This is a genomic window from Pseudonocardia nantongensis (assembly GCF_046546495.1).
In the GTDB taxonomy this organism is placed as follows: Bacteria; Actinomycetota; Actinomycetes; order Mycobacteriales; family Pseudonocardiaceae; genus Pseudonocardia; species Pseudonocardia nantongensis.
Window position 1 is genome coordinate 18,438 of the sequence record NZ_JBKGXT010000033.1, and the last position, 24,378, is coordinate 42,815.

The 24,378-nt window shown below is 74.9% G+C and carries 25 protein-coding genes; 17 read left to right on the top strand and 8 right to left on the bottom strand.

Annotation, left to right across the window (positions count from 1 at the left end; all coding sequences use genetic code 11):
* Positions 1-112: 112 nt before the first annotated feature.
* The gene (locus ACLFMI_RS25710) at positions 113-718 is read left to right on the top strand and encodes a DedA family protein (RefSeq protein WP_410950542.1); all 606 of its coding nucleotides are present in this window, start codon (positions 113-115) and stop codon (positions 716-718) included.
* A 321-nt stretch (positions 719-1,039) separates the two neighbouring features.
* Here ACLFMI_RS25710 and ACLFMI_RS25715 read toward each other — a convergent pair whose 3' ends face one another.
* On the bottom strand, positions 1,040-1,285 hold the full coding sequence (locus tag ACLFMI_RS25715) for an FmdB family zinc ribbon protein (protein ID WP_410950543.1): 246 nt from the start codon (positions 1,283-1,285) through the stop codon (positions 1,040-1,042).
* Positions 1,286-1,532: 247 nt separating this feature from the next.
* Positions 1,533-3,542 carry a glycogen debranching protein GlgX gene (glgX, locus tag ACLFMI_RS25720; protein WP_410950544.1) on the bottom strand — a complete coding sequence of 670 codons (2,010 nt, stop codon included), beginning with the start codon at positions 3,540-3,542 and terminating at the stop codon, positions 1,533-1,535.
* A 220-nt stretch (positions 3,543-3,762) separates the two neighbouring features.
* On the opposite strand from glgX, the gene ACLFMI_RS25725 reads away from it, so the two are divergent.
* The 7 genes from ACLFMI_RS25725 (at position 3,763) to ACLFMI_RS25755 (ending at position 9,691) form a co-directional block, all read left to right on the top strand.
* A complete protein-coding gene (locus tag ACLFMI_RS25725) occupies positions 3,763-4,530 on the top strand; it encodes an ABC transporter ATP-binding protein (RefSeq protein WP_410950564.1) in 768 nt (255 codons plus the stop codon).
* A 20-nt stretch (positions 4,531-4,550) separates the two neighbouring features.
* Positions 4,551-5,330, top strand: a complete 780-nt coding sequence (locus tag ACLFMI_RS25730) for an enoyl-CoA hydratase/isomerase family protein (RefSeq protein ID WP_410950545.1) — start codon at positions 4,551-4,553, stop codon at positions 5,328-5,330.
* Between the two features lie 70 nt (positions 5,331-5,400).
* A complete protein-coding gene (locus ACLFMI_RS25735) occupies positions 5,401-6,357 on the top strand; it encodes a class I SAM-dependent methyltransferase (RefSeq protein ID WP_410950546.1) in 957 nt (318 codons plus the stop codon).
* Positions 6,354-7,541 (top strand): MacS family sensor histidine kinase, encoded by a 1,188-nt coding sequence (gene macS, locus ACLFMI_RS25740; protein ID WP_410950547.1) that lies wholly within the window; start codon positions 6,354-6,356, stop codon positions 7,539-7,541. The genes ACLFMI_RS25735 and macS overlap by 4 nt, the downstream gene beginning before the upstream one ends.
* Positions 7,542-7,562: 21 nt before the next feature.
* The gene (locus tag ACLFMI_RS25745) at positions 7,563-8,246 is read left to right on the top strand and encodes a response regulator (protein WP_410950548.1); all 684 of its coding nucleotides are present in this window, start codon (positions 7,563-7,565) and stop codon (positions 8,244-8,246) included.
* A gap of 92 nt (positions 8,247-8,338) precedes the next feature.
* Positions 8,339-8,962: a DedA family protein gene (locus ACLFMI_RS25750; RefSeq protein ID WP_410950549.1), complete on the top strand. Its 624-nt coding sequence runs from the start codon at positions 8,339-8,341 to the stop codon at positions 8,960-8,962.
* Between the two features lie 105 nt (positions 8,963-9,067).
* Positions 9,068-9,691: a response regulator transcription factor gene (locus ACLFMI_RS25755; protein WP_410950550.1), complete on the top strand. Its 624-nt coding sequence runs from the start codon at positions 9,068-9,070 to the stop codon at positions 9,689-9,691.
* 35 nt (positions 9,692-9,726) lie between these two features.
* On the opposite strand, the gene ACLFMI_RS25760 is transcribed toward ACLFMI_RS25755, so the two are convergent.
* Positions 9,727-10,662 carry a nucleoside hydrolase gene (locus tag ACLFMI_RS25760; RefSeq protein WP_410950551.1) on the bottom strand — a complete coding sequence of 312 codons (936 nt, stop codon included), beginning with the start codon at positions 10,660-10,662 and terminating at the stop codon, positions 9,727-9,729.
* Positions 10,663-10,680: 18 nt separating this feature from the next.
* Positions 10,681-10,890 (bottom strand): hypothetical protein, encoded by a 210-nt coding sequence (locus tag ACLFMI_RS25765; RefSeq protein ID WP_410950552.1) that lies wholly within the window; start codon positions 10,888-10,890, stop codon positions 10,681-10,683.
* A gap of 114 nt (positions 10,891-11,004) precedes the next feature.
* On the opposite strand from ACLFMI_RS25765, the gene ACLFMI_RS25770 reads away from it, so the two are divergent.
* Entirely contained in the window at positions 11,005-11,718 is a 714-nt protein-coding gene (locus ACLFMI_RS25770) for an acyltransferase (protein ID WP_410950553.1), read from the top strand.
* A gap of 55 nt (positions 11,719-11,773) precedes the next feature.
* On the opposite strand, the gene ACLFMI_RS25775 is transcribed toward ACLFMI_RS25770, so the two are convergent.
* From ACLFMI_RS25775 to ACLFMI_RS25790, 4 genes are read right to left on the bottom strand one after another with little or no spacing between them, the layout of a single operon-like run.
* On the bottom strand, positions 11,774-13,033 hold the full coding sequence (locus ACLFMI_RS25775) for a glycosyltransferase family 4 protein (RefSeq protein ID WP_410950554.1): 1,260 nt from the start codon (positions 13,031-13,033) through the stop codon (positions 11,774-11,776).
* 57 nt (positions 13,034-13,090) lie between these two features.
* Positions 13,091-14,611 carry a 1,4-alpha-glucan branching protein domain-containing protein gene (locus tag ACLFMI_RS25780; protein ID WP_410950555.1) on the bottom strand — a complete coding sequence of 507 codons (1,521 nt, stop codon included), beginning with the start codon at positions 14,609-14,611 and terminating at the stop codon, positions 13,091-13,093.
* Positions 14,608-15,348: a class I SAM-dependent methyltransferase gene (locus tag ACLFMI_RS25785; protein ID WP_410950556.1), complete on the bottom strand. Its 741-nt coding sequence runs from the start codon at positions 15,346-15,348 to the stop codon at positions 14,608-14,610. The genes ACLFMI_RS25780 and ACLFMI_RS25785 overlap by 4 nt, the downstream gene beginning before the upstream one ends.
* Positions 15,349-15,392: 44 nt before the next feature.
* A complete protein-coding gene (locus ACLFMI_RS25790) occupies positions 15,393-15,683 on the bottom strand; it encodes a hypothetical protein (RefSeq protein ID WP_410950557.1) in 291 nt (96 codons plus the stop codon).
* A gap of 404 nt (positions 15,684-16,087) precedes the next feature.
* On the opposite strand from ACLFMI_RS25790, the gene ACLFMI_RS25795 reads away from it, so the two are divergent.
* From ACLFMI_RS25795 to ACLFMI_RS25830, 8 genes are all read left to right on the top strand, one after another.
* Entirely contained in the window at positions 16,088-16,873 is a 786-nt protein-coding gene (locus ACLFMI_RS25795; protein ID WP_410950558.1) for an electron transfer flavoprotein subunit beta/FixA family protein, read from the top strand.
* Between the two features lie 51 nt (positions 16,874-16,924).
* Positions 16,925-17,872, top strand: a complete 948-nt coding sequence (locus ACLFMI_RS25800) for an electron transfer flavoprotein subunit alpha/FixB family protein (RefSeq protein ID WP_410950559.1) — start codon at positions 16,925-16,927, stop codon at positions 17,870-17,872.
* A 196-nt stretch (positions 17,873-18,068) separates the two neighbouring features.
* Positions 18,069-18,869: a GNAT family N-acetyltransferase gene (locus ACLFMI_RS25805; RefSeq protein WP_410950560.1), complete on the top strand. Its 801-nt coding sequence runs from the start codon at positions 18,069-18,071 to the stop codon at positions 18,867-18,869.
* Entirely contained in the window at positions 18,866-19,966 is a 1,101-nt protein-coding gene (locus ACLFMI_RS25810) for a lysophospholipid acyltransferase family protein (protein WP_410950561.1), read from the top strand. The genes ACLFMI_RS25805 and ACLFMI_RS25810 overlap by 4 nt, the downstream gene beginning before the upstream one ends.
* 40 nt (positions 19,967-20,006) lie before the next feature.
* Positions 20,007-21,212, top strand: a complete 1,206-nt coding sequence (locus tag ACLFMI_RS25815) for a cysteine desulfurase family protein (RefSeq protein WP_410950562.1) — start codon at positions 20,007-20,009, stop codon at positions 21,210-21,212.
* 3 nt (positions 21,213-21,215) lie between these two features.
* Positions 21,216-22,304 carry a tRNA 2-thiouridine(34) synthase MnmA gene (mnmA, locus tag ACLFMI_RS25820; protein WP_410950563.1) on the top strand — a complete coding sequence of 363 codons (1,089 nt, stop codon included), beginning with the start codon at positions 21,216-21,218 and terminating at the stop codon, positions 22,302-22,304.
* Positions 22,305-22,511: 207 nt separating this feature from the next.
* Entirely contained in the window at positions 22,512-22,979 is a 468-nt protein-coding gene (locus ACLFMI_RS25825; RefSeq protein ID WP_410950565.1) for a nitroreductase/quinone reductase family protein, read from the top strand.
* Positions 22,980-23,097: 118 nt separating this feature from the next.
* Positions 23,098-24,174, top strand: a complete 1,077-nt coding sequence (locus ACLFMI_RS25830; protein ID WP_410950566.1) for a uroporphyrinogen decarboxylase/cobalamine-independent methonine synthase family protein — start codon at positions 23,098-23,100, stop codon at positions 24,172-24,174.
* Positions 24,175-24,378: the final 204 nt, after the last annotated feature.

Below are 24,378 nucleotides of genomic sequence, written 5' to 3' on the forward strand. Positions count from 1 at the left end.
CGGGGGTTGTCTCCGATCCGGGGCCGGTCGTGCCGCCCTAGCGTCGATCCGGGCCCGCCTTCCGGCGTGCCGGACGACGGGGGGCGTACCGGTGATCGAGACCGTGATGGCGGTGGCCGCCTCACCATGGGTGGTGCCGCTGCTGTTCGTGTTGTGCGCGGTCGACGGCTTCCTGCCGCCGGTGCCCAGCGAGTCCGTGCTGATCGCGCTGGCCACGCTGTCGGCGACCGCGGCGATCCCCCCGGTACCGGTGCCGGTCCTGGTGGCGGTGGGATCGCTGGGCGCGTTCGCCGGGGACCAGATCGCCTACCGGCTCGGGGCGCGGGTGCCACTGCAGCGCTGGCCGTGGTTCCGCGGCCCGCACGGGCAGCGCAGGTTCCATCGGGTGCGGACGACGTTGCGGGCCCGCGGCATGGCGCTGATCCTCGCCGCGCGCCACGTGCCGGTCCTGCGGGTCGTCGTCACGATGACGGCGGGGGCGACGGGCTACCCGCGGCGCCGGTTCCTGCTCGCGACCGCCGTCGCCTCGCCCGTCTGGGCGGGGTACTGCGTCCTGCTCGGGGTCGGCGCCGGGACCGTGCTGCCGCTGCCCCCGCTGGCCGCGGTCGCCGTCGGTGTGGTGACCGGGGCACTGCTCGGCACGCTCGCCGACCAGGTCGCGCAGCGGGTGCGGGTCCGGCGGGCGGTGCCCGATCCGGCCTGGGCGGACACGGAGTGAGACCGCCCCGGCCGGTGTCAGCTGCTCGGCGTCACCCGACGGTCGCGGACGTGCGGGCGGTGTAGGTGTCCCCGCGCGGGGACACGGTGCTCAGGACCAGCTCGTGCCTGCCGGGGGCGAGCCCGTCGACGGTGACCGCCTGGTCCCGGCTGCCACAGATCCCGCTCCAGACGACCCGGTGACGGCTGCGTCACACGTTGGTGTGAACGACATCCGTTCGGAGTGGTGGCCGGCGCGGGAGGGTCAACGCCCGCAGAGCCGTCCGCAGGGCAGGCGCCCGCGCGCGTGGCGATGTACACGCGCCGTCCGGTGTGGGGCGGGTCAGCCCCCGCAGCACCCGCCGCCGCAGCAGCCCCCGCCGCCGGCCGGTGCCCCCGCCGGCTGCGGCGCGCGGTCGCCGGACGAGCGCCCGCCCAGCGACACCGTGGAGAGCAGCTTGACGGTGTCCATGTGCCCGTGCGGGCAGGCCGCGGGCTCCGCGGCGGCCGTCATCGACCGGTCCACCTCGAACGTCCCCGGGGCCCCGCCCGCGGCGCACTCCCGGCAGCGGAACTCGTATCGCGGCATGCGCGCAGCCTACGCCGCGGAGATCCCCCGGCGCTGCTCCCGGACTCGCGACCGGTCCGGCGCTACTGCCGGTACCCACCCGTTCCGACCGGCGCCTCCACCCGCCGAGATGCAGCTCAGGGGCTTCCGGAGATCGACAATTGCCCCTGAGGTACATCTCGGCGGGGATGCGCGCCGGGACGGCCTCAGGACGCCCGGTGCAGGAGAGGCCCGTGCGCAGGCCGCTCCTACGCGGCGGCGTGCCGGCTCACCGGCTGCGCAGCAGGCGGACCGAGCGGGGCGGCAGCACGATCGTCGACCCGGCCTCGAGCGGGGACGTATCGGCGGGGGTGCCGTCGTCGGCGGTCGAGTCGAGGACCGGGTCGAAGCCGTGCCCGGCCGGAAGCACGCAGTCCACCGGCCGGTCCCCGGAGTGCAGCACCAGCAGCCAGTAGTCGGCCAGCAGCACGACCAGGGTGCGACGGCCGTCGTCGTGCCAGTCGTGCGGTTCCATCGGCCGGCCGGACGGGTCCCACCAGAGCACCTCGCCGTCGACGTAGAACTGGTCGCGGTGCAGCACCGGCGACTCCCGGCGCAGGGCGGTGAGCTTCGCGGTGAAGGCCCCCATCGCCGCGGCCTCGTCGGTGGCCGTCCAGTCCACCCAGGACGTCTCGTCGTCGCGGCAGTAGGGGTTGTTGTTGCCGCCCTGGGTGCGCCAGCGCTCGTCCCCGCCGGTGATCATCGGGGTGCCGATGGACAGCAGCAGGGTCGCCATCATCGCCCGGGCGGTGGCGAGCCGGGCGGCGCGGATCCCGGCGTCGTCGGTCTCGCCCTCGGCACCGAGGTTCTGCGACCGGTTGTCGTCCGTGCCGTCGCGGTTGTTCTCACCGTTGCCCTCGTTGTGCTTGCGCTCGTAGGAGACGAGGTCGCGCAGGGTGAAGCCGTCGTGCGCGGTCACGAAGTTGACCGAGGCCCACGGCCGCCTGCCGGACAGCCGGTAGATGTCGGAGCTGCCGGTCAGCCGGGACGCGAGCTCGGCGACCCCGCCGTGCCCGCGCCAGAAGTCGCGGACGGCGTCCCGGTAGCGCCCGTTCCACTCCGACCACGCGACGCCGAACCCGCCGACCCGGTAACCCTCGCCGGTCGCGTCCCACGGCTCGGCGATCAGCTTGCAGGTCGACAGGGTCGGGTCCTGGGCGATCGCCGTCAGCATCGCGGAGGACGGGGAGAACGGGCCGGACCGCGGCCGGCCGAGCACCGAGGCGAGGTCGACCCGGAACCCGTCGACTCCGTAGGAGTGCACCCAGTGCCGCATCGCGTCGCAGACCAGCCGGATCACAGTCGGCGACCCGGCGTCGAGGGTGTTGCCGGTGCCGGTGATGTCCGCGTCGTGCCCGGACCCGCCGAGGGAGTAGTAGGCCGGGGCGTCCAGCCCGCGGAACGACAGCGTCGTCCCGCCGACCCCGCCCTCGCAGGTGTGGTTCGGGACGATGTCGAGGATCACCTCGATCCCGGCCGCGTGCAGCGTGTCGACCAGGTAGCGGAACTCGGCGCACTCGTTGCCGGGCACGGCGGCGTAGCCCGGGTGCGGGGCCAGGAAGCCGAGCGTGGAGTAGCCCCAGTAGTTCACCGCGCCGCGTTCCAGCAACGGCGGTTCCTCGGCGATCGCCTGGATCGGCAGCAGCTCGACGGCGGTGACCCCGGTCCGCTGCAGCTGCGCGATCACGGCCGGGTGCGCCAGGCCCAGGTAGGTGCCGCGGTGGCTCTCCGGGACCTCCGGGTGCAGCTTCGTCCAGCCCTTGACGTGCACTTCCGAGATCACCGTCTCGGACCACGGCACGTCCGGCCGGGGCGGGCGCGGCATCGGGTTGGCGGCGGTCACCACCGACAACGGCACGCTGTCCAGCGAGTCGATCGTGCTCGCCGGGCCGGACATCGGGTCGCCGTCCCACCCGCGCGCGGCGACGACGTCGGTGACCCGGCCGGTGATCCGCTCGGCGTACGGGTCGACCAGGATCTTGTGCGGGTTGGTCCGCAGCCCGTCGAACGGCCGGTAGGGCCCGTGCGCGCGGAACCCGTAGCGCTGGCCGGCCCGGACCCCCGGGACGTGCCCGTGCCAGACGCCGAACGTGTGCTCGCGCAGCTCGACCCGGCGCTCGGTGAGCGCGCCGGGCTCGCCGTCGACGAGGCAGACCTCGACCATGTCCGCGCTGGTCGAGGCGACCGCGAAGCGGGTCCCGTGGTCGTCGGGGTGGGCACCGAGCGGGAAGACAGGCACGGTCGGCCAGGATAGGGGTGTGAGCACCCCCGGAACCTCGCCCACGCCCGGCGTCACAGCTTCCGAGAGCAGCGCCAGCGGAACGAGCGTCGGCGCCGAGAGCAGCGACAGCGGAACGAGCGTCGGCGCCGAGAGCAGCGCCAGCGGAACGAGCGTCGGCGCCGAGAGCAGCGCCAGCGGAACGAGCAGCAGCATCGACTCCGAGGACCTGGTGATCGGGATGGACGGCGCGACCGTCCGCCGCGGTCGGACGACCCTGCTCGATGCCGTCGACTGGCGGGTCGAGCTCGACGAACGCTGGGTCGTGCTCGGCCCGAACGGCGCCGGGAAGACCACCCTGCTCCGCCTCGCCGGAGCCGAGCTGCACCCGACCGCGGGCCGGGTGCAGATCCTCGGCGAGCGGATGGGCCGGGTGAACGTCTTCGAGCTGCGCCCCCGGATCGGCCTGACCTCGGCCAACCTCGGGGTGCGGATCCCGGGCGACGAGATCGTGTCCGACGTCGTGGTCTCGGCCGGGTACGGCGTGCTCGGCCGCTGGAACGAGGACTACGAGAGCTACGACACCGCCCGCGCCCGCCAGCTGCTCGAGCAGCTGGGGATGGGCCCGCTGGCCGGGCGGCCGTACGCGACGCTGTCCGAGGGCGAGCGCAAGCGGACGCTGATCGCCCGCGCGCTGATGACCGACCCCGAGCTGCTGCTGCTCGACGAGCCCGCCGCCGGTCTGGACCTGGGTGGGCGCGAGGACCTGGTGTCCCGGCTGTCGGGGCTCGCACTCGACCCGGAGGCCCCGGCGTCGGTGCTGGTCACCCACCACGTCGAGGAGATCCCGCCCGGCTACACGCACGCGATGCTGCTGCGCGAGGGCCGCGTCGTCACCGCCGGCCTGCTCGACGACGTCCTGACCGACGAGGCCCTCTCCGAGACCTTCGGCCTCCCGCTGGCCGTGCAACGCCGCCGCAACCGCTACACCGCCTACCGCAAGGGCTGAAGGGGGTTAGGGTCCGGCGCGTGACCGAATTCGTGAGCCTGTCCGTGGACGCCGGCGTCGGGACGATCCGGATCGACCGGCCGCCGATGAACGCCCTGAACCGCCAGATCCAGGGCGAGCTGCTGGAGGTGTCGGAGGAGGCGGCGTCGCGCGCGGACGTGCGTGCCGTCGTCGTGTACGGGGGGGAGAAGACCTTCGCCGCCGGCGCCGACGTCAAGGAGATGGCGTCGATGTCGTACGCGGACATGGCCCCGGTGGCCCGCAAGCTGTCGGCCGGGCTGGGCGCGATCTCGACGATCCCGAAGCCGACCGTGGCCGCGGTGACCGGTTACGCCCTCGGCGGCGGCCTGGAGGTCGCGCTCGGCGCCGACCGCCGGATCGTCGGTGACAACGCCAAGTTCGGCTTCCCGGAGATCCTGCTCGGCATCTTCCCGGGCGGCGGCGGCACCCAGCGCGCGGCGCGGCTGATCGGGCCGAGCCGTACCAAGGACCTGATCTACACCGGCCGGATGGTCAAGGCCGAGGAGGCACTGGCGATCGGGCTGGTGGACGAGGTCGTGCCGGCCGACGACGTCTACACCCGTGCCGTCGAGTGGGCCTCGCAGTTCACGGCCGGGCCCGCGCTCGCCTACGCCGCGGCGAAGAAGGCGATCGACGGCGGCCTGGACACCGACCTGCGGACCGGCCTGGACATCGAGTCCGAGGCGTTCGCCGGGGTGTTCGCCTCCGAGGACGCGACGATCGGCATGGAGTCGTTCGTGGAGAACGGCCCGGGGAAGGCCGCCTTCGGCGGCTCGTGAGTGGTTATCGCGGTCCTGACCGCGATAACCACTCACGGGCTGCGGTGGTGGCTCTGAAACACTCCTGGTCATGAGTTCGGACCCGGCGCCCACCCCGCACGCCACCCCCGAGCAGGTCGAGGCCGCGTGGCACGATCGCAAACTCGCCAACGTCCTCTACCACGACTGGGAGGCCGGGACCTATGACGAGAAGTGGTCGATCAGCTACGACGAGCGCTGCATCGACTACGCCGTCGGCCGGTTCCGCACCGCCGCCCCGTGGGACGGCCGTCCCTACCTGCGGGCGCTGGAGCTGGGCAGCGGCACCGGGTTCTTCCTGCTCAACCTGATGCAGGCCGGGGTGGCCGACCGTGGGGTCGTCACCGACCTGTCGCCGGGCATGGTGGCTGCCGCGCAGCGCAACGCCGAGGGGCTCGGTCTCGACGTCGAGGGCCGGGTCGTCGACGGTGAGCACATCCCGTTCCCGGACGACAGCTTCGACCTCGTCGTCGGGCACGCGGTGCTGCACCACATCCCGGACGTCGAGGCCGCGCTGCGCGAGGTGCTGCGGGTGCTGGAGCCGGGTGGCCGGTTCGTCTTCGCCGGTGAGCCGACCACGGTCGGTGACGCGTACGCCCGCAAGCTCGGTCAGTGGACCTGGAAGGCCACCACCACCCTCACGAAGCTGCCCCCGCTGCAGGGCTGGCGGCGCCCGCAGCACGAGCTCGACGAGTCGTCCAGGGCGGCGGCGCTGGAGTCCGTCGTGGACATCCACACGTTCGACCCGGCGGTCCTGGAAGGCACCGCGCGCGCCGCGGGCGCCGAGGGCGTCGCCGCCGCCACCGAGGAGTTCTCCGCGGCGATGCTGGGCTGGCCGGTGCGGACGTTCGAGGCCGCCGTCCCGCCCGGGAAGCTGGGCTGGAACTGGGCGATGTTCGCCTACCACGGCTGGCAGCGACTGTCCTGGCTGGACGAGCACCTGCTGACCCGGGTCGTCCCGCGCAGCTGGTTCTACAACGCCCTGCTCACCGGTACGAAACCGCGATGACCGGCTCGCCGGAACGGCCCCGGACGCGGGTGCTCGGCGTCACACTCGACGACGTGGAGCACCCGCTGGAGCCGTTCTGGCGCGGCATCATCGCCTACCGGCTGCTGACCCTGGTCACCGTCGCCGGGGTGACGCTCTGGCACCTGCGCACCGGCTACGCGAGCCCGGCGAGCGCACTGGCCGTGCTCGCGGTGATGACGGTGTGGACGGCCGTGACGTCCTGGGGCTACCTCGGCGGGCTGCCCGGCACCCCGGACCGGCGCGGCCGGCTGGCGCTGGTCGACCTGGGCGTCTCGCTGGCGACGATGGCGACCACCCCGCTGATCGTCACCGATGCCCACCTGGACGCCGGCGGTCCCGGCATGGGCTCGATCTGGACCTCCGGCGCGGTGCTGGCCTGCGCCGTCGCCTACCGGATCACCGGTGGGGTCCTCGCGGCCCTCGCGGTCTCCGCGGCGCTGGTGGGTTCCAAGCAGCGGTTCGGGGTGCTCGAGCTGGGCGACATCCAGCTGCTGGTGCTGGCCGGGCTGACCATCGGCTACGCCTCGCACGTGCTGGAGCGCACCGCCGCCCGGCTGCGCCGGCTGGCCGCCGAGCAGGCCGCCGACGCCGAGCGCGAGCGGCTCACCCGCTCCATCCACGACGGCGTGCTGCAGGTGCTCGCACACGTCCAGCGCCGCGGTGCCGAGCTGGGCGGCGGTGCCGCGGAGCTCGGCCTGCTGGCCGGCGAGCAGGAGACGGTGCTGCGGTCGCTGCTCACCGGCGGCGCCGGGAGCACCGACGCGTCCGGGAACCGGGACCTGGCCGCGGCGCTGCGCGGTCTCGGCTCGGACCGGGTCACGGTGTCCGCCCCCGCGCACCCGGTGGCCCTGGCGGGTCCGGTCGCCGACGAGGTGGAGGCCGCGGTGCGGGCCGCGCTGGCGAACGTGGCGGTGCACGCCGGGCCGGGCGTGCGGGCCTGGGTGCTGCTGGAGCAGCTGTCCGGTGTCGTCGAGATCAGCGTCCGCGACGACGGCCCCGGCATCCCCGAGGGCCGCCTCGCCGAGGCCGAGGCCGAGGGACGCCTGGGGGTGTCGCGCTCGATCCGGGGCCGGGTGTCGGGGATCGGTGGCACCCTGATCCTGGACACCGGGCCGGATCTCGGTACCGAATGGGTGATCCGGCTGGAGCCCAGCGACCGATGAGCACTCCGAACGGGGGGACGCATGGCTGAGCGGGGGGATGCCGGAGCTTCCGGGCCGATCCGGGTGATGGTCGTCGACGACCATCCGATCTGGCGGGAGGGCGTCGCGCGGGACCTGACCGAGCGCGGCTGCGACGTCGTCGCCACCGCCCCGGACGCGCCGGCGGCGGTGCGGATCGCCACCGCGGTCCGGCCGGACGTGATCCTGATGGACCTCAACCTGGGCACGACGTCCGGCGTCGAGGCGATCGGGGAGATCGCGCAGAGGACGCCCGACAGCCGAGTGCTGGTGCTCTCGGCGTCCGGCGAGCACTCCGACGTGCTGGAGGCGTGCAAGGCCGGGGCGCTGGGCTACCTGGTCAAGTCGGCCGGCGTGGACGAGCTGATCGACGCCGTGCAGCGCACCGCCCGCGGCGTCGCGGTGTTCACCCCGGGGCTGGCCGGGCTGGTGCTGGGGGAGTACCGGCGGCTCGCCGATGCGCCGAAGCCGGCGGACGGCTCGCCGGCCGTCCCGGCACTGACCGACCGGGAGACCGAGGTGCTCCGGCTGGTCGCGAAGGGGATGACGGCCCGCCAGATCGCCGCCAAGCTCGTCGTATCGCACCGCACGGTGGAGAGTCACGTGCAGAACACGCTGCGCAAGCTGCAGCTGCACAACCGCAGCCAGCTCGTCCGGTACGCGATCGAGCAGGGCCTGGCGGACTGAGCGGGATCCGGGGGCTACCCGGATCACGATCCGGTCACGACGACCGGCACACTCGCAGCTGCCCCCGACGACCGCCTCCCGACGGAGCCTCCGTGACCCACCTCGCCGTGCTCGCCGAGCGCGCGCTCGACAGCCCCTGGTTGCTGCTGCTGCTCGTCGTGGCGGTGATCGTGGACGGGCCGCTGCCGGTCCTGCCCAGCGAACCGGTGCTGTTCAGCGCGATCGGCACCGCCTCCGCGTCCGGTGACGAGCTGCGGATCGTCGCGCTGTTCGGGGCCGTGCTGCTCGGCTCCCTGCTGGGGGACGGCCTGCTCTACGGGTCGGGCCGGTCGTCGCACCGGCTGGTGCGCGGCAGCGGGCAGGACGGCGCCGTGGCTGCGTTCGTCCGCCGGCACCTGCACCGGCGCCCGATCGTCGCGCTGGTCGCGACCCGGCTGGTGCCCGGTGGCCGGCTGGCCGCCGTGACGGCGGCCGGCCGCTTCCGGCTGCCGTTGCGCGCGTTCCTGCCGGCCACGATCCTCGCCTCGGTGGCGTGGAGCGGCTGGATGACCGGTGTCGGCCTGCTCGTCGGCCCGGTGACCGGCGGCGACCCGTTGCTGTCGGTGCTGGCCGGGGGCGTGCTGGCGCTGCTGGTCGGCGTCTCCGCGGCGTCGGCCCGGGCGGTGCTGCGGACCGTGCACCGGCGCCGGGACCGCGCTGCCGCGGCCCTCGCCTGAGCGGCGTCCACGCCGGCACATCTCCCCGTCCGGCGGGCCCGGTCGGCCGCGTGACCTGGCAAGCTGGACGCTCCGGCGGGTCCGGACGAACGGGGGCACGCGCACGTGGAGTACGACGAGTCGGGTCCGCTCGGCCGCGGTGCCGTCCTCGTGGGGGAGCCGCCGGTGCCGGCCGGGCTGCGCGTGCTGATCCGCACCCCGCCCACCGCCGTGGAGACCGCGGTGACCCGGCACCGGCCGTCACTGGTGCTGGTGGACCTGGTCGCCGGCGGCGCCCGCACCCCGGGCCTGTCCGCGATCGCGGCGCTCACCGCGCGGGTACCGGAACTGCCGGTGCTCGCCGTCGCCGCCCCGGACGCCGAGCACGGGCTGGTGCTCGACGCCGTCCGGGCCGGGGCGAGCGGCGTCGCGATCACCGTCGATCCCGGCGAGCTGGCCGGCATCGCCGCCGCGGCCGTCGCGGGCCGCCCGGCGTTCTCCCCGGGGCTGGCCGCGATGGTGCTGGAGTCGGTCGCCGTACCGGCGTCGGCCGCGGTCCCGGTACTGAGCCCGCGCGAGTCGGAGGTGCTGCAGCTCATCGTCGAGGGGCTCACCGCCCGGCAGATCGCCGCGCGGCTGGTGCTCTCGCCGCGCACGGTGGAGAACCACGTGCAGCGGCTGCTGCGCAAGTGCGAGGTGCCCGGGCGGGGTGCCCTGGTCCGGCACGCGATCGAGCACGGCCTGGCCTGAAGCACGGCCCGGCCTGAAGCAGCCTGACGGTCGGCTCAGCCGCCGACCAGCCGGGCCAGCACGGCCTCGAGCATCGCGGGGACGTCCGGGGTGTGTGCCACCCGCACCGACGGCGTCGTGTCCTCGGCGCCGGGCAGCGGGACGGTCGCGCCGCGGGCCGGGCCGACCTCGCAGGAGACGGCGAGCGGGACCGGTCGCACCGGCAGCGACCCGGGCGCGACGCACTCGAGCAGCGCGGTCGCGTCGTGGATCGCGACGGCATCGCGACCGTACCGGGCCCGGTAGAAGCCGTGGTACGGCGCGATCATCGCCGCCAGCTCTGCGCACACCGGGTCGGCGCCGGCGAGCGCGGCCACCCATTCCTGGCCCGCCGCGCAGGCCAGCGTGACCTCCAGCGGTACCAGCGTCACCGGGACCCGGTCCTGGGTCAGAACCCGGTGCGCGGCCTCCGGGTCGGCGTGCACGTTGAACTCGGCCGCGCCGGTGACGTTGCCGCCGCCGAGCGCGCCGCCCATCACGACGATCCGCTCGATGTTCCCGGCGAGCTCGGGATGCGCGGCCAACAGCAGCGCGGTGTCGGTCAGCGGGCCGATCGAGGCGATCGTGACCGGCTCGGCGGAGCCGGCCAGCACCTGCGCCATCAGCGCGATGCCGGATCCCGGCCGGGGCGGGACCGGGTCGGGCAGGTGCGCGGCACGACCGCCGAGCCCGTCCTCGCCGTGCACGTGCCCGGCCCGGCGGGCCAGGGGGTGCACCAGCGGCCGGTCCGCCCCGACGCCGAGCGGGACGTCCGGGCGCCCGGTGAGCGCGAGCAGCCGCCCGGCGTTGGGCAGGGTGTCCTCCGAACCGACGTTGCCGAAGGCCGCCACGACCGCCCGCACGTCGACCTCCGGGCTGCGCAGGGCCAGGACCAGGGCGACGGCGTCGTCCACGCCGGGGTCGGTGTCGATGATCAGCGGGCGGGCACTCACGGCCGCCGACCCTACGGGCTACTCGCTGCGGGTCGGCTCGTCCTCGTTCTCGGCGTCGAGCTCGCGCGCCGCCGCCTCGGTGGCGCCGGTGTCGTCGGTGCTCCCGGCCGGCCGGGCCCCGCCGGTGTGGTCGAGCCGGTCGCGGACGGTGCCGGTACCGCCTGCGGTGACCTCGTCGGTACCGACGTCGGTCCCGTCGTCCGGTTCGTGCTGCTCGGGTCGGGTCACGGGCACTCCTGGAGATCGGGGCCGGGATCGGGGTCGGGATCGGCTCCGTATCGGGGTCGCGGTCGGTGGGAGGTACCCGCTCCGGTGGCCGGGACACACCCTAGGGTCGGCCGGGTGAGACCCCGGCCGGACCGCGATCCCGAGCAGGCGCGGCTGTTCACCCTCACCTCGCTGCGCTGGATCCTGCGGCACCGCGCGTTCACCCCGTGGTACCTGCGGCGGTACTGGCGGCTGCTGGTGCTGCGGATCCGGCACCCGCACGTCGTGTTGCGCGGGATGGTGTTCCTCGGCAAGGACGTGACGCTGGAGGCCCGGCCAGGGTTCGGACGCCTGGAGATCGGCCGCTGGGTGCACATCGGGGACGGCACCGCGCTGCGCTGCCACGAGGGCTCGATGCGGGTCGGCGACAAGGTCGTGTTCGGCCGGAACAACACCCTGAACTGCTACCTCGACGTCGAGATCGGCGCGACCACGCTGGTCGCGGACTGGGTCTACGTCACCGACTTCGACCACCGGACCGCCGACCTGCACCGGCCGATCAAGGACCAGGGGATCGTGAAGTCGCCGGTGCGGATCGGCGAGGGCTGCTGGCTCGGGGTGAAGACGACGGTGCTGCGCGGCACCCGGATCGGCGCCGGTTCGGTGCTCGGCGCGCACGCCGTGGCCCGCGGCGACCTCCCGGCCGAGACGATCTCCGTCGGCAGCCCGGCCCGCGTCGTCCGGGACCGGCGCGCCGACTACGAGGCCGCCGCCGCCGAGCGCGCCGCCGTCGCCGACATGGCCCGCAAGGCCGACAGCGCCCTGCGCGCCCGCCTCGACCGCACCTGACCCGGGGCGGGGTGCAGACGCCGTCATGGCTCCACGACGCGGGAACCGGGTGGGGTCAAGGACGGTCGAGAAGGTTGCCGGTGGGGATCTTCGGGCGGGGGAGGTCGGTGCGGCCGTGTGACCACGCGGCGGCGTAGATCTCGGCGGTGCGGGCGGCGATGGTCGGCCAGGCGAAGTCGGTGCGCAGCCGGGCCCTGGCGGCCCGGGCCCGGCGGGCGGCGGCCCGCGGTTCCGACAGTGCCCGGTCGACGGCGCCGGCGATCCCCGCGACGTCGCCGGGGGTGAACCCGAGCCCGGTCTCGCCGTCGACGACGACCTCGCCCAGGCCACCGGCGGTGGAGGCGACCAGCGTCGCACCGACCGCGGCGGCCTCCAGCGCGACGATCCCGAACGGCTCGTACCGGCTGGGCAGCACGACGGCGTCGGCGGTGCGCAGCAGCGCGGTCAGCTCGGCGTCCGGGAGGTGCCCGACGAACTCGACGCTGCGTCGCACTCGGTGCTCGGCGACCCGGGCGTCGAGCATCTCCCGCTGGGTGCCCTCGCCGGCGACCAGCAGCCGGGTACCGGGGTGCCGGCGCCGGATCCGGGGCAGCGCGGCGATCAGGTCCTGTACGCCCTTCTCGTACTCCAGGCGTCCGAAGTAGACGAGCTGGGGCCCGGGCGCGGCGGCCCGGGCCGCCGCGGCGGCCTGCGTGGCGGCCCGCCGGGAACGCCAGCGACGCGGGTCGATCCCGTTGTGCACCACGTGCACCGCCGCGGCGTCGAGGTCGTAGAGGGTGGCCACCTCGGCCCGCATCGCCGACGAGCACGTGATCACTTCGTCGGCCCGGTTGCCCAGCCACCACTCGGTGGAGTGCACCTGCCGGTTCATCGGCCCGGGCAGCCAGCCGGAGTGCCGGCCGGCCTCGGTGGCGTGCAGCGTGGTGACCAGCGGGACGCCGAGCAGGTCGGCGAGCGCGATAGACGGGTGCGCGACCAGCCAGTCGTGCGCGTGCACGACGTCCGGCCGCCAGCCGGGCAGCAGCGCGGACAGCGCGTGCCGCAGCAGCGCGTGGCCCATCGCGAGCGTCCAGGCCACCATGTCGGTGGTGAACTCCAGGTGCGGCGGGTCCTCGGCGACGCGCAGCACCCGCACACCGTCCACCGTCTCCTCGACGGTCGGATGGGTGCCCGCGTCGGTGCCGGTGGGGGACCGGGAGAGGACAACGACCTCGTGCCCGGCCGCGACCAGCTCGCGGGACAGGGCGTGCACGTGCCGCCCCAGCCCGCCGACGACGACCGGCGGGAACTCCCAGCTGACCATCAGCACCCGCATCGGCCGATCCTGGCAAACAGCGGACCGGCGGTAACGCCCGGGGGCGACGGCGCGCCGTCAGGGGGCGGCGAGGGCCCGGGCGTCGAGATGGCCGAAGGTCGGGACGGGAGCGTCGGACCAGCGCTCCGCGCGGCGTCGCGCGGCCCGCCGGCGGCCGTCGCGCAGCAGCCCCGACAGCTCGGCGACCCGCCCGGCGTGCAGCTCGGCACGCGAGCGGGCGTAGTCGGCGGCGGAGTCCTTGGAGACCATGAACGCCCAGTCGCTGGACAGCGCGTGCAGCGCCTGGTCGGCGAGCAGGTCGGCCAGCGGGTCCCGGACGTCGGGGGTCAGCAGCGGCCCGGTCCCGGCGCCTACCGTGTCCACGCAGGACAGAAGGTCGCGCTGGACGTCGTCGCCCCGGGACACGAACTCGGTGACCTGTGGCCCGGCCCAGACCCGCCAGTCCTTGCCGGACCCCCACGAGCACTCGGGCAGCGTCACCGGGTCGCCGACCAGCCCGTCGGAGACCGCGCCGCCGAGCGTCCGGACCGCGACGCCGGCGTCGGGCAGCCTGCGCAGCACCGCGGCCAGCCAGGCCGGCCCCTCGTGCCACCAGTGCCCGAACAGCTCGGTGTCGAACGCGGCCACCGTCAGCGCCGGGCGGCCGTGCCGCTCGCGCAGCCCCCGCAGCCGGGCGGCGACGGTGGCGACGAAGTCGTCGGCGTCGCGCTGCACGGCCCGCGCCGCGAGCTCGGGGGAGTAGGGCCGCTTGCGCTCGGGCGGCACCCGGCGCCCGGTCACCCGGGCCGGCTTCAGGCCGGACGGGTGGTCCCAGGTGTGGAAGTCGCGGTACTCGGCCGAGCCGGGGTAGCCCTTGCGCGGCGACCACACCCGGTAGGTGACGTCCAGGTCGCGGCCCACGCAGAGCACGTCCGAGTCGCCGACCGGCCGGGCCAGCGCGGTGTCGCCGCGCAGGGCCGGGCCGTCGACCAGGAACCGGCCGACACCGGCGCGCGCGTAGTCGTCCTCCATCCCGGGCGCGTAACCGCACTCCGGTGCCCAGATCCCCTGTGGGCGCCCGCCGAGCCGCAGCGCATGGTCGTCGAGCCCGGCCCGCAGCGAGAACGCCCGCACCCGGTGGGAGAGCAACGGTTGGAACGGGTGCGCGGCCGGCCCGCCGAGCAGCTCGACCGCCCCGGTGTCGCGCAGAGCCCGCAGCGCCGGGGAGCCGCCGTGCCGCCAGTGCGCCTCGAACTCGGCGGTCGCCGCGGAGGCCAAGCGGTGCTCGTGCGCGGCCAGGTCCGGCAGCCGGAGCGCCGCCGAGTGCGCCCGCAGCATCCAGTCACCCAGCCAGTCGTGCATTCCGTGCAGGCAGTACGGGTCGTCGAGCTGTGCGGCCAGCACCGGGGTGACGCCGAGCGTGGCGAGCGGGCCACGCCCCTCGGCGGCCAGCTCCCGCAGCGTCGCCAGCACCGGCAGGTAGGAGTGCGCCCACGACTGGTAGAGCCACTCCTCGCCGACCGGCCAGCGCCCGTGCCGGGCCAGCAGCGGCAGGTGCGAGTGCAGGACCAGGCAGAACGTTCCGACCCGCTCCGTCACGGGCGTACCGCCGAGACGAGCAGGTCCAGCGAGGCGTCCAGGTCGCCGGTGTGCAGCACGAAGTCCGACGACCGAACGGCGGCGACGTCGGTGGCGAGCGTGTCCGGCCACGCGTCACCGGAGAGGGCCAGCCGGGTCTGGGCCTCGATCAGCCCGCCGTGCCGGGCATCCATCGCGCGCAGCCGCGGCCCGTGGTGCAGCCCCTGCACGACGACGTCGGCGAACCCCGCGTCGCGTACCAGCCCGGCCAGCTCGCCGGGGTCCAGCTCGCGGGTGTGGAACGGGTTGAGCGGGGTGTCCCGCCCGGGCGAGAAAGTGATCCTGTTCGGCGTCGAGACGAGCAGCCGCCCGCCCGGCCGGAGCGCCCGCCTGCACTCGCGCAGGAACCGCTCCTGCTCCCAGAGGTGCTCGATGACCTGCAGCGACACCACGACGTCGACGCCCGCGTCGGGCACCGGCAGCGCCACCAGGTTGGCCCGGCCCGGCGTCACCCGGGGGTAGCGGGCGGCGACGTGGGTGACGGTGGCGGCGTCGTAGTCCAGGGCCAGCACCCGACGCGCGTTGCCGGCCAGCAGGTCGGCGCCGTACCCCTCGCCGCAGCCCGCCTCCAGCACGACGGCACCGGCGCACTCGGCGGCGATCGCCGCGTAGACGACTTCGTGCCGGCGGAACCAGTAGTTCTCGTGCGCGACGCCCGGCACGGTCCGCTCGCCGGTCAGGGGCAGGGTGCTGCTCACGGACGACGACGGTGTCAGACCGGGGCCCACAGGTTACCCGCGGGTCACCCCGGTTCGCCGGTCACGGTGACGACCCCGCCGACGTCGTTCTGGAGCCAGGCGAGCAACGTCGCGTCCTCCAGGGTCAGCGGGACCTCCGGGCCGCCCCACCCGAGCCGGGTGGTCGGCCGGTAGGCCAGCGCGTCCTCCAGCGTGGCGGCGAGACCCTCGGTGGCGCGCACGGTCCGGCCGTCGTGCTGCACCGTCCGGCTGCCGGGGACCTCCTCGTCCGCGTGCGTCCCCGTGCTCAGGACGTAGCCCGTCCCGAGCCGGTCGTCGAACCCGGTCACCTGCACGACGGCTCCCTCCTGCCGGTGCCTGAACCGTCGACCGTAGCGAAACCGCGTGGCCCGGACCGGTCTGCGGAGTGTGACGTGGTGCGCGCCGGGCGTGACGAGTCCCGCACGTCCGGCCCGGGTGAGTACGGTCACGGCGGTTCCTGGTTTGCCGCCCGGCTACTCGTTGGTAACAATCAATGTCACAACGACCCGACGTGCCGGAACGGCATGACGGCTGGCAGAGTCGTCGCCTGACCGACGGGCGCGACGCCGCGACCCTCCCCTGCCGGGGGCAGCGAGCGGCGCAGGCCCGTCACGGTGACGCGAGGCGGTCCGGAACCGAGCCGGTCCGGACCGCGCTAAACGGACGACGCGGCATGCGGTCTCGCACGCCGCCGCGGCAGGGAGGTCGAAGAGGTCCCATGAAGATCCTCGCACTGATCAAGCAGGTTGCGGACACCTACTCCGAGCGGAAGCTGTCCGAGACGGACCACACGCTGGACCGTGAGGGCACCGACGCGGTGATCGACGAGATCAACGAGCGTGCCGTGGAGCAGGCCCTCCAGCTCAAGGAGGCGAACGAGGGCTCCGAGGTGGTCGCGGTGTGCATGGGCCCGGACCGCGCCACCGACGCGATCCGCAAGGCGCTGTCGATGGGCGCGGACTCGGCGGTGCACCTGTCGGACTCCGCGCTGCACGGGTCGTGCGCTGTGCAGACCGCGAAGGCGCTGACCACGCTGATCGGGCGTCAGGAGGGCTGGGACCTGGTCGTGGCGGGCAACTCGGCCTCGGACGGGCAGATCGCGGCGGTGCCGGCGATGATCGCCGACCTGCTGGGCGTGCCGGCGCTGACCCATGCCAACGAGCTGACCGTGTCGGGTTCGACGGTGACCGCGAAGCGGGAGACCGACGACGGCGTGACGCACCTGAGTGCGGAGCTGCCGGCGGTGGTGTCGATCGGGGAGAAGTCGAACGAGCCGCGCTACCCCAGCTTCAAGGGGATCATGGCGGCGAAGAAGAAGCCCGTGGAGACCCTGGACGTGGCCGGTGCCGGGATCGACGCCTCGCAGGTCGGCCTGGCGAACGCGCTGAGCACGGTGACGTCGTCGGCGCCGAAGCCGCCGAAGCAGGCCGGTGAGAAGGTCACCGACGAGGGCGACGGCGGCGCGAAGATCGCCGAGTTCCTGGTCGGCCAGAAGCTCATCTGATTCCCCGGCGCGATCGAGACACCACTTCTTCCCGAGGAGATTCGAAGACTCATGGCTGAGGTTCTGGTTCTGGTCGACCATGTCGACGGGGACATCAAGAAGACCACGTACGAGCTGCTGACCGCCGCCAGGACGCTCGGTTCGCCGTCCGCGGTCGTGGTGGGTGCCGCGGGGACCGCGGACAAGCTGGCCGACGGGCTGACCGAGCACGGCGCGGAGAAGATCTACGTCGCGGAGACCGACTCGACCGACTTCCTGGCCCCGGAGACCGGGGTCCTGGAGGCGCTGGTCGGTTCGGTGTCGCCGGCGGCGGTGCTGATCACCGCGTCCGGCAACGGCAAGGAGACCGCGGGTCGGCTGGCGGTGCGCACGAACTCCGGGCTGCTCGGCGACGTCGTCGGCGTGTCCGCCGACGGGGTCTCGCACTCGCTGTTCGGAGGCTCCTACACCGCGCAGGCGAAGGCGACCACCGAGCACCCGGTGATCACCGTGCGGCCGGGTTCGATCGACATCGCGCCCGGCGCCGGTGCCGGTGCGCGCGAGAGCGTGGAGGTGCCGGCGTCGCAGGGCCGCGCGGCCACGGTGACCGGCAAGGAGCCGGTGCAGGGCGGGTCGCGTCCGGAGCTGACCGAGGCGACAGTGATCGTCTCCGGTGGCCGCGGCGTGGGCTCGGCGGACGACTTCACCGTCGTCGAGGGCCTGGCCGACTCCCTGGGTGCGGCCGTGGGTGCCTCGCGTGCCGCGGTCGACTCGGGTTACTACCCGCCGCAGTTCCAGGTCGGGCAGACCGGCAAGTCGGTGTCGCCGCAGCTCTACATCGCGCTGGGGATCTCGGGTGCGATCCAGCACCGGGCCGGGATGCAGACCTCGAAGACGATCGTCGCGGTGAACAAGGACGAGGAAGCGCCGATCTTCGAGATCGCCGACTACGGCATCGTCGGGGACCTGTTCAAGGTCGCCCCGCAGCTGCGGGACGAGGTCACCAAGCGCAAGAGCTGACCGCGCCGCGCTGAGCGAAACGACGACGCCCGGGTGCCGAGTGCACCCGGGCGTCGTCGTCCGTCACGGGCTCGTTCACCTGCGCTCACCTGCGCGGACACCGTGAGCCGGGTGTCGGTCGGCGTTCACGCGGGGGCCATCGTCGTGTCGTCGCGGAACAGTCCGGGTGTTGGTGCGGGGCGGTACCAAGACCCCCGTGAACCGGACACAGGTGATCGTCTCGACTCCGGAGGCCGCCGCGAAGCGGTACTCCCTGCTGTTGACCACCGACGCCGACGACGTGGCCGCGGCGCAGACGCTGCGGTACCGGGTGTTCGCCGGCGAGTTCGGCGCCCGGATGGACAGCCCGGTGCCCGGGCGCGACGTCGACCCCTTCGACGAGTTCTGCGACCACCTGGTGGTCCGCGAGGACGCGACCGGCGAGATCGTCGGGACCTACCGGATGCTCCCGCCGCAGCGGGCTCGCGCGGCCGGTGGTCTCTACGCCGACGGCGAGTTCGACCTGAGCCGGCTCGACCCGCTGCGCGGGTCGATGGTGGAGACCGGCCGCTCCTGCGTGCATCCCGACCACCGGGGAGGCGCCGTCGTCGGGCTGGTGTGGGCCGGGCTCGCCCGCTACATGCTGCTGACCGGGCACCGCTGGCTGATCGGCTGTGCCAGCGTCCCGCTCGGCGACGGCGGGCTCCGGGCCGCCGGCGTCTGGGACAGGGTCCGGGCGAAGCACCTGGCCCCGGAGGACTACCGGACGGTGCCGCACCGGGTCTGGGACCCGGCGACAGCGCCGCGGCACCGGACCGGCACCGTCCCGCCGCTGCTGCGCGGTTACCTGCGGCTGGGGACGTGGGTGTGCGGGCTGCCCGCGCACGACCCCGACTTCGACGTCGCCGACTTCCCGGTGCTGCTGGGCATGGACCACATCGACCAGCGCTACCTGCGGTTCTTCCTCGGCGAGGCGGCCGGGTCGGCCACCTCCGACGAGTCGGGGCGGGTGCCGTGACCGTCACCGCGGACCCCGGCCCGGACCGCGCTGATCATGATCATCCGCCGGCACGGGCGTCGGCCGGGGCCGCCCGCCGGCGCCGCTCTGCTCTGCACACCTCCACGCAACAGGCCCGCGGCGCGCACGACGCCGTTGCTCTGCGCACCCCCGCGCACCATCCCGCCCGTTCGGCCCTGTGCACCCCGGCGGGGGCCGACGTCGGGCACCCCACGCACCCGGTGACCCCACCGGCGGCGGAGCGGCCCGGCGGGCCGTGGGCGACCTGGTCACCGTGCACCCCGCGGCAGTGCCTGCCGGCCCGGGCGACGACCGGCGGGTTGCGGCTGGCCCGCCGGATCCCGGCCCTGCTGACCGTGCTGGCCGTGGCCGCGCTCGCCGTCCCGGCCGCGGCGCTCGCCGGGGCCCGGGTGCTGGACCCGTTGCTGCGGGCGCTGCATCGGATGGTGCTGCGCGGGGCCGGGGTGCGGCTGGTCGTGCGGGGCGGGCCGCTCGCGCCGCCGGACGGGCGCGGCGCCCTCGTCGTCGCGGACCACACGTCCTGGATCGACGTCCCGGCCCTGGGCGCGATCGGGCCGGTCACCATGCTCGCCAAGCGTGAGGTGCGGGACTGGCCGGTGATCGGGACGCTCGCCGCGCGCACCGGCACCCTGTTCGTGCACCGCGAGGGTCTGTCCCGGTTGCCGGCGACGGTGGCCACCACCGCCGCCGCGCTGCGTGCCGGTGCCGTCGTCGGCGTCTTCCCGGAGGCGACGACCTGGTGCGGAGCGGTCGGCGGCGACTACCGCCGGGCCCCGTTCCAGGCCGCGATCGACGCCGGCGTCCCGGTCCGGCCGGTCACACTGGCGATCACCACTCCGGACGGGCGCTCGAACACGGCGGCCGCGTTCGTCGGCGACCAGTCGCTGGGCGACACCATGGTCCGGGTACTGCGGTTGCCGGGCCTGGTCTGCACGGTGACCGTCGGCGAGCCGATCGAGCCCGGCGACGACGACCGCCGCGCGCTCGCGCGCACGGCCCGGGACCGCGTCCGGTACCGCGGGGAGCCTGCGGACCGCGCATCCGCACCGGTGAGTGGCGCGCATCGACACGGGTGAGCGTCTCCGTCCGCCCGGGCGGGGATTACCCTGGTGGCCGATGACGTACCTGGACCACGCGGCGACCACACCGATGCTGCCCGCGGCCGTCGCCGCCATGAGCGAGGCGCTCGGCCGCACCGGCAACGCGTCGTCGCTGCACTCGTCGGGCCGCCGGGCCCGGCGCGAGGTCGAGGAGGGGCGCGAGCGGATCGCCGCGGCGGTCGGGGCCCGCCCGTCCGAGGTCGTGTTCAGCACCGGCGGCACCGAGAGCGACAACCTCGCCGTGAAGGGCCTGTTCTGGGCGCGCCGGGCCGCCGACCCGCGCCGCACCCGGGTGCTGGTCTCCGCCGTCGAGCACCACGCGGTGATCGACGCGGCCGAGTGGCTGGCGACGCACGAGGGCGCGCGGCTGCGCCTGCTCGAGGTGGACGCCGCCGGCCGGGTCCGTCCGGAGACGCTGCGCGCCGCGCTGGCCGAGGACCCGGACGCCAACGCCGTCGTCTCGGTGATGTGGGCGAACAACGAGGTCGGCACCGTCAACCCGATCCGCGAGCTGGCCGAGGTCAGCCACGAGTTCGGCGTCCCGTTCCACACCGACGCCGTGCAGGCGGTCGGGATCCTCGACGTGGACTTCGCCGCGTCCGGCGCGGACGCGCTCACCCTCACCGGGCACAAGCTCGGCGGGCCCTACGGCGCCGGTGCGCTGCTGCTCGGCAGAGATGTCGAGTGCACCCCGCTGCTGCACGGGGGCGGCCAGGAGCGCGACGTCCGGTCCGGCACCCTGGACGTCCCGTCGCTGGCCGGGCTGGCGACCGCGGTCGACGAGTCGGTCGCCGCGGCGCCGCGCCGCCACGCGCTGCTCGCCGGGCTGCGCGACGAACTGCTGCGCGCGGTCCTCGCCGAGGTGCCGGACGCCACGGTCAACGGCGATACCACGCACTCCGTGCTCGACGACGGACCGGGCCGCCTGCCCGGCAACGCGCACCTGTCGTTCCCCGGCTGCGAGGGCGACAGCCTGCTGATGCTGCTCGACGCGCACGGGATCGACTGCTCGACGGGCTCGGCATGCACCGCCGGCGTCGCGCAGCCCAGCCACGTGCTGCTCGCGATGGGCGCCGACGAGGCCACCGCCCGCGGCTCGCTGCGGTTCTCGCTCGGGCACACCAGCACCACCGACGACGTGGCCGCCCTGGCCGGCGCGATCGGGTCCGTGGTGGAACGGGCCCGGCGGGCCGGCCGGACCCCGGCCGCCGTGACGGGCTGAGCCGTGCGTGTCCTCGCCGCGATGAGCGGCGGCGTCGACTCCGCGGTGGCGGCCGCACGCGCCGTCGCCGCCGGGCACGACGTCGTCGGGGTGCACCTGGCACTGTCCCGCACCCGGGACGCGATGCGTTCGGGCTCCCGGGGCTGCTGCTCCCGGGAGGACTCGGCGGACGCCGCCCGGGCCGCCGACGTGCTCGGGATCCCGTACTACGTGTGGGACCTGTCCGAGGAGTTCACCCGGGACGTGGTGGACGACTTCGTCGCCGCCTACGCCGCGGGCGAGACCCCGAACCCCTGCCTGCGCTGCAACGAGAAGATCAAGTTCGCGGCGGTGCTGGACCGGGCGCTGGCGCTGGGCTTCGACGCCGTCTGCACCGGGCACTACGCCCGGCTCGACCCCGCGGCGAGCCCCGGCCCCGAGCTGCGCCGTTCGGCCGACGACGGCAAGGACCAGTCCTACGTGCTGGCCGTGCTGCGTGCGGACCAGCTGCGGCACGCGATGTTCCCGGTCGGGGACACCCCGAAGCCGGAGATCCGGGCCGAGGCGGAGCGGCTCGGGCTGCGCGTCGCCGGCAAGCCGGACAGCCACGACATCTGCTTCATCCCCACCGGGGACACCCGCGGCTTCCTCGCCGACCGGCTCGGGACGAACCCGGGGGAGATCGTCGACGAGGCGGGTTCGGTGCTCGGGACGCACGAGGGCGTGCACTCGTTCACCGTCGGCCAGCGCAAGGGCCTCGGCCTGGACCAGCCGGCCCCGGACGGGCGCCCCCGCTACGTGCTCGGGATCGAGCCGGTCAGCGGCACCGTGCGGGTCGGCCCGGACTCCGCGCTCGACGTCCGGACGATCACGGCGCGCGGTCCGCTGTGGACCACCGGCGTCGCCCCGGACGCGCCGTTCGGCTGTGTCGCGCAGGTCCGCGCGCACGGCGGCATCGCCCCCGCCGAGGTCACCCCCGGTCCCGACGGCGTCACCGTCGCCCTGGCCGAGCCGCTGCGCGGCGTCGCGCCCGGGCAGGCCGTCGCCTTCTACCGTCCCGACGACGACGGCGACGTCGTCCTCGGTTCGGCCACCATCACCGCCACCGCCTGACCCACGCCCCACCGGCCACGACCGGCCACCGATCGCGCTCCCGAGAGGAACGCGCGCTGCTGAGAAGGACTCGCGCTTCCGAGGAGGGGGGACCCGCGCGTTTCTCCGGTCAGGCGCGCCTTCCCCCTCGGACGCGTGCGCCTTCCGGCTCGCGCGGATGAGAGCAGTGCTCTTGCCTTTGAGGCCAGAGTCGTGAACACTGCTCTCATGCCGAAGCAGCGCTCAGACACCACCTACCATTCTCCCGGCCGGATCACCCGGCACCTGATGAACCCGCTGGTCGCCGGGCTGACCCGGCTAGGACTCCCGCTGGCCGGCTCGGCGGTGCTGGGGGTGCGCGGCCGGGTCTCCGGCGAGGTCCGGACCGTGCCGGTGAACCCGCTCGCACACGAGGGCACCCGTTACCTGGTCGCCGCACGCGGCGAGACCCAGTGGGTGCGCAACCTGCGCGTCGCCGGCGAGGCCGAGCTGCGCGTCGGCCGGCGCACCGAGCGCGTGGCCGCCGCCGAGGTGACCGACCCGGCCGTGGCGGTGCCGGTACTGCGTGCCTACCTGCGGCGCTGGGCCTGGGAGGTCGGGGCGTTCTTCGACGGTGTCGGCGCCGACGACCCGGACGCCGAGCTGGCCGCCGCCGCGTACCGGCACCCGGTGTTCGTGCTCCGTCCTGCGGTGTGAGACTCGGGGAGTGAGTTCCGACGATCCGCTGGCCGCCGCGCTCGCCGCCGCCGGTCTGGGCGACGTGCGTCCCGGCGAGTCCCGCCCGCCCGAGCCCCGAATCGAGGTCGTGGACAGCGTGCCCGACGAGCCGCAGGCACCTCGCGAGCTCTGGCCGGAGGGGATCGGCACCGGTGTCGGCTCGCTGCCCGGGACCGACCCGGTGGAGGCGTCCGCGCTGGTCACGGGGGAGACCCCGGAGCTGCCCGCGTTCCCCGAGCTGCCCGATCGGGGGGTCGGTGCGGACATGATCGGGCGTGCCACCGGGCTGCTGGTGGACCTCGCCGTCGAGGTCGTGCCCACCGGCTGGCGGGTCACCGCACGGCGCGGCCGGGACCTGCAGCGCGCCCGCGACCTGATGGCCGCCGACCTGGACGCGTTCGGCGACGCCTGCGACCGCACCCGTCCGTCCTGGGTGAAGGTGCAGGTCACCGGCCCGTGGACGCTCGCGGCGTCGGTGGAGCTGGCGTCCGGGCACCGGGTGCTCACCGATCGGGGCGCGGCCCGCGAGTTCGCCACCAGCCTGGGCGAGGGGCTGCGCACCCATGTCGCCGAGGTCGCGGCACGGACCGGTGCGGCGGTCGTCGTGCAGCTCGACGAGCCCACGCTGCCGGCCGTGATCGCCGGGTCGCTGCCGACCGCGTCCGGCTACGGCACGGTCCGCGCCGTCCGTGCGCCGGACGCGCAGGAGGCGCTGCGCGAGCTGATCGACGGGATCGGGGCGCCGGTCGTCGTGCACTGCTGCGCGGACGTGCCGCCGATCCGGCTGCTGGCCGGTACCGGTGCGGCCGCCGTCGGGATCGACGCGACCCGGCCCGCCTTCACCGGCACGGTGCCGGACGGTCGCGCCGCGAGCTTCGCGAGCGGCGCCGAGCCGGCCGCGCTGGACGCGATCGGCGAGACCTGGGATGCCGGCACCCCGCTGCTGCTCGGCCTGCTGCCGGGTACCGAACCCCGGCCCGAGCCGGAGATCGGCGAGCTGGCCCGGGCCGGCTTCGAGCTGGCCGACCGGCTCGGGTTCGACCGGCAGCGGCTGGCCCGCCTCGCCGTCCCGACACCCGCCTGCGGCCTCGCCGGCGCGACGCCGGCCTGGGCCCGCCGGGCCCTGGGGCTGTCCCGCGACCTGGGCCACGCCTTCGCCGACCCCGACATGTGACCCGTGAGTGGTTATCGCGGTCCTGACCGCGATAACCACTCACGGGCGCGAAGCGCCTCAGCCGTTCGCGTCCGAGGTGTTGACCTCGCCGTTCACGCCGGCGGGGAAGAACCCGCCGGAGGTGACGGCGGCCGGGTTCAGGTAGGCGATGTTGAGCACCTGGCCCGGGGTCCGGGAGAACGCGATCGCGTTCTCGTCGGCCGG

Bases quoted from the DNA above. Each gene is read 5' to 3' on its own strand.
- ACLFMI_RS25715 (WP_410950543.1), bottom strand. From the start codon at position 1,285: ATGCCGCGATACGAGTTCCGCTGCCGGGAGTGCGCCGCGGGCGGGGCC.
- ACLFMI_RS25795 (WP_410950558.1), top strand. From the start codon at position 16,088: ATGAAGATCCTCGCACTGATCAAGCAGGTTGCGGACACCTACTCCGAG.
- ACLFMI_RS25825 (WP_410950565.1), top strand. From the start codon at position 22,512: ATGCCGAAGCAGCGCTCAGACACCACCTACCATTCTCCCGGCCGGATC.
- ACLFMI_RS25745 (WP_410950548.1), top strand. From the start codon at position 7,563: ATGGCTGAGCGGGGGGATGCCGGAGCTTCCGGGCCGATCCGGGTGATG.
- macS (WP_410950547.1), top strand. From the start codon at position 6,354: ATGACCGGCTCGCCGGAACGGCCCCGGACGCGGGTGCTCGGCGTCACA.
- ACLFMI_RS25735 (WP_410950546.1), top strand. From the start codon at position 5,401: ATGAGTTCGGACCCGGCGCCCACCCCGCACGCCACCCCCGAGCAGGTC.
- ACLFMI_RS25775 (WP_410950554.1), bottom strand. From the start codon at position 13,033: ATGCGGGTGCTGATGGTCAGCTGGGAGTTCCCGCCGGTCGTCGTCGGC.
- ACLFMI_RS25815 (WP_410950562.1), top strand. From the start codon at position 20,007: ATGACGTACCTGGACCACGCGGCGACCACACCGATGCTGCCCGCGGCC.
- ACLFMI_RS25725 (WP_410950564.1), top strand. From the start codon at position 3,763: ATGGACGGCGCGACCGTCCGCCGCGGTCGGACGACCCTGCTCGATGCC.
- ACLFMI_RS25800 (WP_410950559.1), top strand. From the start codon at position 16,925: ATGGCTGAGGTTCTGGTTCTGGTCGACCATGTCGACGGGGACATCAAG.